Below are 6,992 nucleotides of genomic sequence, written 5' to 3'. Positions count from 1 at the left end.
CTTAATAAATCGCACACCCCCTACCCCCCTGGCACCTCGGCCCCCTGGGCCCGCCCGCGGGCAATACCCCCCCCCCGGGGGGGGGGCGCCCCCCCGCCCCCCCACCGCACCCACACCTCGAGAACACTTGGGAAGAACCACATGACACTCCCGGCAGCAGCCACAGCGACAAAAGAGACAACAGCACCCACAGCCCGAGTGGTCCGCATGCAGGCCGAACACCGAACGGTCGCCCTTGGCATCGGCGAAGCGCGCCCCCGCCTCTCCTGGCAGACGCAAGCCCCGGCCGGGTGGGAACAGCGCAAGTACGAGATCGCCGTCGAGCGGGCCGGGAAGGCGCGCGTGACGACTGAAGCCTTGTCCCCGGAATCCGTCCTCGTGGAGTGGCCCTTCCCCGCTTTGCAGTCACGTGAGGGTGTAGAAGTCCAGGTACGGCTCTGGGGAACCGACGACAACCCGTCTCCATGGAGCGAACCCCTCTCCATTGAAGCGGGCCTCCTCGCCGCCGACGACTGGACTGCCTTGGCTGTCACGCCGGACCTGGAGCATAACCGCGAGGAAGACAACCCGCCTGCCCTCCTCAGACGCTCCTTCGCAACAGGCGCAAGCATTGCTTCGGCCAGGCTTTACGTCACCGCGCAGGGCGTGTACGAAATGGAGATCAACGGCCGGCGGGTGGGGGACGAAGTCCTCGCCCCGGGCTGGACGAGCTACGACCACCGCCTGCTCTACTCAACGTTTGACGTTACCGACTTCCTCGTCGACGGCGAGAACACCGTCGGTGCGTGGCTGGCCGACGGTTGGTTCCGCGGACGCATCGGTTTCCAGGGAGGCACCCGCAACAACTACGGAGACCGGACCTCCCTCCTCGCGCAGCTCGAAATCACCTACATGGACGGCCGGCGGGATGTCATCACCACCGACGACGGATGGAGAACCTCCCACGGCCCCATCACCTTCGCGAGCTTCTACGACGGCGAACGCCACGACGCCCGCCTCGAGGAGCGCGGCTGGTCGCAGCCGGGCTTTGATGACAGTGCATGGTCCGGGGTGCGGGTCGTCGACCTGAGCAAAGCCACCCTCGAGGCCCCCGCTGGACCGCCCGTCCGGTGCACCGATGAGCTCGCCCCGCAGCGCATCTGGACATCGCCCGCGGGCAAGACCCTGATCGACTTCGGTCAAAACCTCGTCGGGCGGCTCCGCCTCACCATCCACGGGAAGCCCGGCGACACCGTGACCATCCGCCACGCCGAAGTCCTCCAGGACGGCGAGCTCTACACGAGGCCGTTGCGCCTGGCCGCTTCGACCGACGAATACACCCTCGCGGACGATTCCGAGCACACGTGGGAGCCACGGTTCGCCATGCACGGCTTTCGTTACGCCGAGATCACCGGAGCCGTCGACGCCGTCAAGCTCAACGCGCTGACAGCCCGGGTCCACCACACCGACATGGAACGCACCGGCTGGTTCGAATGCTCCGACCCGCTCATCAACCGCCTGCACGAGAACGTCCGGTGGAGCATGCGCGGGAACTTCGTCAGCATTCCCACGGACTGCCCCCAACGCGACGAACGCCTCGGATGGACCGGCGACATCCAGGTCTTCGCTCCCACGGCGTCCTTCCTCTACGACTGCTCGGGGATGCTCGCCGGCTGGCTCAAGGACGTCGCCGACGAGCAGTTTCCGGACGGGACCGTCCCCTGGTATGTCCCCTGGGTCCAGGCCGGCTCGTGGGATGCGACGATCCCCGGAGCCGTGTGGGGCGATGTCGCCGTGCTCACCCCCTGGACCCTGTACGAACGGTTCGGAGACAAGGGCGTGCTCGCCGATCAGTATTCCAGTGCTAAGGCATGGGTCGACCTTATGGCCGAACGGGCTGGCGAAACGCACCTCTGGGACGAAGGCTTCCAGCTGGGCGACTGGCTCGACCCGGCAGCACCCCCGCACGATCCCACCGATGCGCGCACCGACCGCTACCTCGTAGCCACGGCCTACTTCGCCTGGTCGGCTCGTCACCTCTCCCGGATTGCCAGTGTGCTCGGCAATGCCCACGACGAGGCCCGGTACGCAGAACTGGCCGAAAAGGTCCGGCAGGCCTTCGCCCAGCGGTACGTCCGCGAGGACGGAACCATGACGAGTGACGCGCAGACCGCCTACGCGCTCGCCCTCGTGTTCGACCTTCTGCCCACGGAAGGGCAGAAAAGCCGCGCGGCCGAGCGCCTCGCCGAGCTCGTTGCCGAATCAGGGAACCGCATCGCCACCGGATTCGCCGGAACCCCGGTCATCAGCGACGCCCTCACCCTCGGCGGCCACGTAGGGACGGCGTATGACCTGCTCACGGAGGAAGAATGCCCCTCATGGCTGTACGCCGTGAAGCAAGGAGGGACGACCATCTGGGAAAGGTGGGACTCCATGCTGCCCGACGGCACGGTCAACCCCGGCGAAATGACCTCGTTCAATCACTACGCCCTCGGCGCTGTGGCTGACTGGATGCACCGGGTCATCGGCGGCCTCTCGCCCCTCGAGCCCGGCTACCGAAAGATCGGCATCCGGCCGCGTCCTGGCGGGGGGATCACCCACGCGACCACGCGCCACCTGACTCCGTACGGTATGGCTGAGGTCTCATGGCGCATCGAGAATGGGACGATGCACCTCGACGCCACCGTACCGACAGGAACGACGGCGACAGTCGAGCTTCCGGGCGGACTCCCCAGCGAGCTGGGCTCGGGAAAGCACCGGCTGAGCCTCCCGGTCATGTGAGCCCTCCGGCGCCGGGACCCCGCGGTCCCGGCGCCGGACCGGCTCAGGACCGCCGCCGCCGTAGCCAGCCGCACGGCACGGTCCAAATGGCCCTCAAGGACTAATACGTGAATGATGATGTAAGTCACCTCGTCAAAACCGGATCCTGGAGGAACCATGCCCGCCACGCCGTCGCCCGGAAGAGTGGGCGATGTCCGCAGGCAGAACCTGGCACTTGTGCTCGGCTGGATCCAGGGGCGGGGTGGGGCGACGCGTGCCCAACTTGCCGCGGAAAGCGGACTGACCAAGGCCTCCGTTTCGAGCCTCGTTGCCGATCTGCTCGAGTCGGGCCTGGTGCTGGAAGCAAATGTCACGCGCGACGGCGAACGCGGACGGCCCGGAACTGGAATCGTCCTCAACCCTGCGCGCGGTGCCCTCGCCGCGGAAATAAATGTGGACTACCTCGCGGTAGGAGTCCTGGACTTCACAGGGGAACTCTTGTTCCACGAGACCCGTGAACGGCACAACCGTGGAAGCAAGCCGGCCGACGTCCTCTCGCTTCTCGTCGCCATGGCGCAGCAGGCAGCAACAAAGGCGTCGGGCGCTGGCGTCGAACTTCTTGCCGGGGAACTGACGGTGCCGGGGTTGGTGGATGCGGAGCGCAACGTGGTCCTGGCCGCCCCGAACCTGGGCTGGGCCGACGTCGACCTCTCCGAGGAGCTGCCCACGCTGCTGCCGGACGCGCCTTTCGGCGTCTCCCTTTCGAACGAGGCCAACAGTGCCGCGCTCGCGGAACTCTGGTTTGGCCACGGCGCAAATCACGGCAAAAGCGACCGGTTCCGTGACTTCCTGTACGTGTCCGGTGAGGTGGGAGTGGGAGGTGGGCTGGTCATAGATTCACAGCTGTTCGCCGGTCCGCAAGGTCATGCCGGCGAGATCGGACATGTCGTGGTGAATCCCGACGGCCCGTTGTGCGCCTGCGGTGGCCACGGTTGCCTTGAGACGTTTGCGGGCCAAGACGCCATATATTCCGCCGCGGGAATAGAGCAGGATTCGAACACAGGGCCCATGGCACTCCTGCTGAAACGCGCCCACGACGGCGATGATCTCGCGGTTTCAGGGGTGGAACAAGCCGGACGCTATCTCGGAATCGCCGTGGCCTCCACAGCGCGGGTGGCGAACGTCTCCGCCGTCGTGCTTGGCGGGCATTTCGAGGCACTTGAGGAGTGGATCGCTCCCGCGTTGCGCCGTAGCCTGGACCACTTCGCGCCGGGACTGATCCCGGAAGGGAACGTGGCGTTCTCCGGACTGGGGCGAACAGGGGCGCTCATCGGCGCCGCGGCAACCTCAGTCCGGAGAATATTGGGCAACCCTTACGAGCTGATTCCCTGAACCTGTGCGAGCGGTGCCGCCAACGCGGTCAACTCCACGGGGTCCGGCCGTTCGACCGTGCTTTTGATGGTCACCGCGGTCCCGCTGTGGGCGGATGCCAGCACTGATTCCATGACCTCCAGCGCGTGGTAAGCCAACTGACCGCCCGCACGCGGTTCCGCGCCGGCCGGAGTGGCGGCGAGGTCGGCGATGCCGAAGCCGCGGCCGGAATCGATGTAGCCGGCCGAGGCCGGTAGCGTCTGCCAGGAGTCGGCGCCGAGCGTGAAAAGCCGGACGTCGCCGTCGAAGTGGTTCGGGTCGGGAACAACCAGGGACCCTGTGGCCCCGTGGATCTCGATGTTGGGGGACTTGGTTTTCACGGCGTCGAAGCTCATCACGAGCGTGGACAGCGCGCCGGAGGCGTGGACCAGGACCCCGGTGACGTGCGAGTCGATGGTCACGGGGATCGTTTCGCCCTGGCGCGGGCCGGAGCCGATGGTGCGCGAGTTCCGGGTGTGGCTCGCGGCTCCGATGACCGAGACCACTGGGCCGAGCAGCGTGACCAGGGCGCTGACGTAGTAGGGCCCCATGTCCAGCAGGGGTCCGCCGCCGGGCTGGTAGTAGAAGTCCGGGTTCGGGTGCCAGCGCTCGTGCCCCGGGGTGGCCATGGTTGCGGTGGCCGAGATGGGTGTGCCGATCAGGCCGTCGTCGATCGCTTTGCGGGCGGTCTGGATCCCGGTGCCGAGCACCGTGTCCGGTGCGCAGCCGACCAGGACGCCGGCCTCCCGCGCCGCGTCGAGCACCTGCCGCGCCTCGGCGGTCGTGGCAGCGAGGGGTTTTTCCCCGTAGACACTCTTGCCGGCGGCGATCGCCCTCAAAGCGACCGGCGCATGCGCGGCCGGAATGGTGAGGTTCAGGACCAACTCGACGTCCTCCGCGGCGAGGAGCTCCTCTACGCTGAGTGCACGGACGCCGTCGCAGGAATCGGCGACCGCTTGCGCGCGGGCGGGGTCGAGGTCCGCGACGGCCACCAGGTCAATGGCGTCCAGGCGGCGGAAGTTGGTGAGGTACTGGGCGATGATGGCGCCGCAGCCGATGATGCCTACTTTTATTGGCTTGGCTGTGTCTATCGGGTTGCCCAAAGCATGCCCCTTTCGATGATGGTGCGGACGTTGCTGTCCTGGAGGATTTCCACGCGGTGGCCCGGGGTGCAGACGAAGATCCTGCCTTCGGCCCACTGGCGGGTCCAGATGGCGGGGGAGGTGACTTCCCGGTTCCACGGGTCCCAGTCGCGGACCTTCTGCGTGGTGGTGGCGAGGACGTCGATGTAGTCGTCCGAGAGGACCCAGTACTGCTCGGTGACCAGCTCGAAGTCGCTGATGCCCTGCGTGATGGGATGGCTCGCGGCAGCCGGGAGCATGTTCACGGTGTAGGGCACGTAATTGTCGGACTGCTCGCCGATGAGTTCGTCAGGGTGTTTGCCCGGATGGCACGCGAACTGGCCGCCGATCATGTGCAGGTAGTCCGAGTTGTTCCGGTAGGAATCGGCGATGCCACCGTGCCAGCCGGCCAGTCCCGTGCCGTTTTCGACGGCGGTGCGGAGCCCTTCGAATTCGTCCTTTTCGATGGTGGACATGGTCATGCACTGCACGATCAGGTCAACGCCGGGCATGTATGCCGAATCGGCATATACCTTGGGGGATTCCTCGACCCGGACGTCGTAGCCGTTGTCCTTGAGGAACGGGATAAAGAATTCCGTGGCCTCGAATGGCTGGTGGCCATCCCAGCCGCCACGGACCACCAGGGCGGTCTTCTTGTCAGTCATGGTTTCCTTTTGCTTAGAAATACGTAAACCCGGCAATAGCAGCCGGAAAAGTCAGCGGCTCGAGAACGCGGCGTCGAATGCGGCGACGGGCGGGGCGATAGCGGCGAGTTCCCGGACCATGGCCAAAGATTGCGGCGCTCCCACGAGCCGGTCCATGCCCGCGTCTTCCCATTCGACGCTGGTTGGCCCGTCATAGCCGATGGCATTGAGAGTCCGGAAGATCGGCTCCCACTTCACGTCCCCATGGCCTGCGGTGACGAAGTCCCAGCCACGGCGCGGATCCGCCCATGGCAAGTGGGATCCGAGCCGGCCATTTCGGCCATTGAGCTGGCGGATGGATTCCTTGACGTGCATATGGAAGATCTTCGGTGCGAAATCCTGGAGGAACATCACCGGATCCAGGTCCTGCCAGATGAAGTGGGACGGATCGAAGTTCAGCCCGAAGCTCTCCCTGTGGCCGACGGCTTCCAGGGCGCGCTTTGCGGTCCAGTAGTCGTAGGCGATCTCTGAGGGGTGGACTTCCAAGGCGAAGCGGACTCCGACCTCGTCGAACACGTCGAGGATCGGGTTCCAGCGGTCCGCGAAATCCTGGTAGCCACGCTCGATCATCGCTTCCGAGGCAGGCGGGAACATGGCCACGGCCTTCCAGATGGAGGAGCCCGTGAATCCGGTGACGGTCTTGACGCCGAGGCGTGCCGCGGCCCGTGCGGTGTCCTTCATGGACTCCGCAGCGCGTTGACGTACCCCTTCGGGATCACCATTGCCCCAGATTTCATCGGAGAGGATGTCCCGGTGGCGCTCATCGATGGGGTCGTCACACACTGCCTGGCCCGTGAGGTGGTTGGCGATCGCGAAGACCTTGAGGCCGTTTTTCTCAAGGATCTCGAGGCGTTCCTGGACGTAGCCGTCGTCCACGGAAGCGCGGTAGGGGTCCAGGTGGTCGCCCCAGCAGGCGATTTCCAGCCCGTCGAAGCCCCACTCGCCGGCGAGCCGGGCGACCTCTTGGAAGGGCAGATCGGCCCACTGGCCGGTGAATAGTGTGATGGGTCTTTTCATT

At 66.1% G+C, this 6,992-nt stretch carries 5 protein-coding genes; 2 read left to right on the top strand and 3 right to left on the bottom strand.

What is annotated here, in order from left to right:
* Positions 1-141 precede the first annotated feature (141 nt).
* Entirely contained in the window at positions 142-2,760 is a 2,619-nt protein-coding gene (locus OOZ51_RS10985; RefSeq protein WP_265979555.1) for a glycoside hydrolase family 78 protein, read from the top strand.
* Positions 2,761-2,916: 156 nt separating this feature from the next.
* A complete protein-coding gene (locus tag OOZ51_RS10980; protein ID WP_265979554.1) occupies positions 2,917-4,131 on the top strand; it encodes an ROK family transcriptional regulator in 1,215 nt (404 codons plus the stop codon).
* On the opposite strand, the gene OOZ51_RS10975 is transcribed toward OOZ51_RS10980, so the two are convergent.
* From OOZ51_RS10975 to OOZ51_RS10965, 3 genes are read right to left on the bottom strand one after another with little or no spacing between them, the layout of a single operon-like run.
* Positions 4,113-5,252: a Gfo/Idh/MocA family protein gene (locus OOZ51_RS10975; RefSeq protein ID WP_265979553.1), complete on the bottom strand. Its 1,140-nt coding sequence runs from the start codon at positions 5,250-5,252 to the stop codon at positions 4,113-4,115. The genes OOZ51_RS10980 and OOZ51_RS10975 overlap by 19 nt on opposite strands.
* Positions 5,237-5,935, bottom strand: coding sequence for a ThuA domain-containing protein (locus OOZ51_RS10970; RefSeq protein WP_265979552.1), 699 nt, complete (start codon positions 5,933-5,935; stop codon positions 5,237-5,239). Before OOZ51_RS10970 ends, OOZ51_RS10975 begins: the two co-directional genes overlap by 16 nt.
* A 51-nt stretch (positions 5,936-5,986) precedes the next feature.
* Positions 5,987-6,991 carry a sugar phosphate isomerase/epimerase family protein gene (locus tag OOZ51_RS10965; RefSeq protein WP_265979551.1) on the bottom strand — a complete coding sequence of 335 codons (1,005 nt, stop codon included), beginning with the start codon at positions 6,989-6,991 and terminating at the stop codon, positions 5,987-5,989.
* Position 6,992: the final 1 nt, after the last annotated feature.

This window comes from Arthrobacter rhizophilus, assembly GCF_026241105.1.
GTDB lineage: Bacteria > Actinomycetota > Actinomycetes > Actinomycetales > Micrococcaceae > Arthrobacter.
This window is presented reverse-complemented; position numbering and strand designations above follow the sequence as displayed.

Bases quoted from the DNA above. Each gene is read 5' to 3' on its own strand.
- OOZ51_RS10985 (WP_265979555.1), top strand. From the start codon at position 142: ATGACACTCCCGGCAGCAGCCACAGCGACAAAAGAGACAACAGCACCC.
- OOZ51_RS10980 (WP_265979554.1), top strand. From the start codon at position 2,917: ATGCCCGCCACGCCGTCGCCCGGAAGAGTGGGCGATGTCCGCAGGCAG.
- OOZ51_RS10970 (WP_265979552.1), bottom strand. From the start codon at position 5,935: ATGACTGACAAGAAGACCGCCCTGGTGGTCCGTGGCGGCTGGGATGGC.
- OOZ51_RS10965 (WP_265979551.1), bottom strand. From the start codon at position 6,991: ATGAAAAGACCCATCACACTATTCACCGGCCAGTGGGCCGATCTGCCC.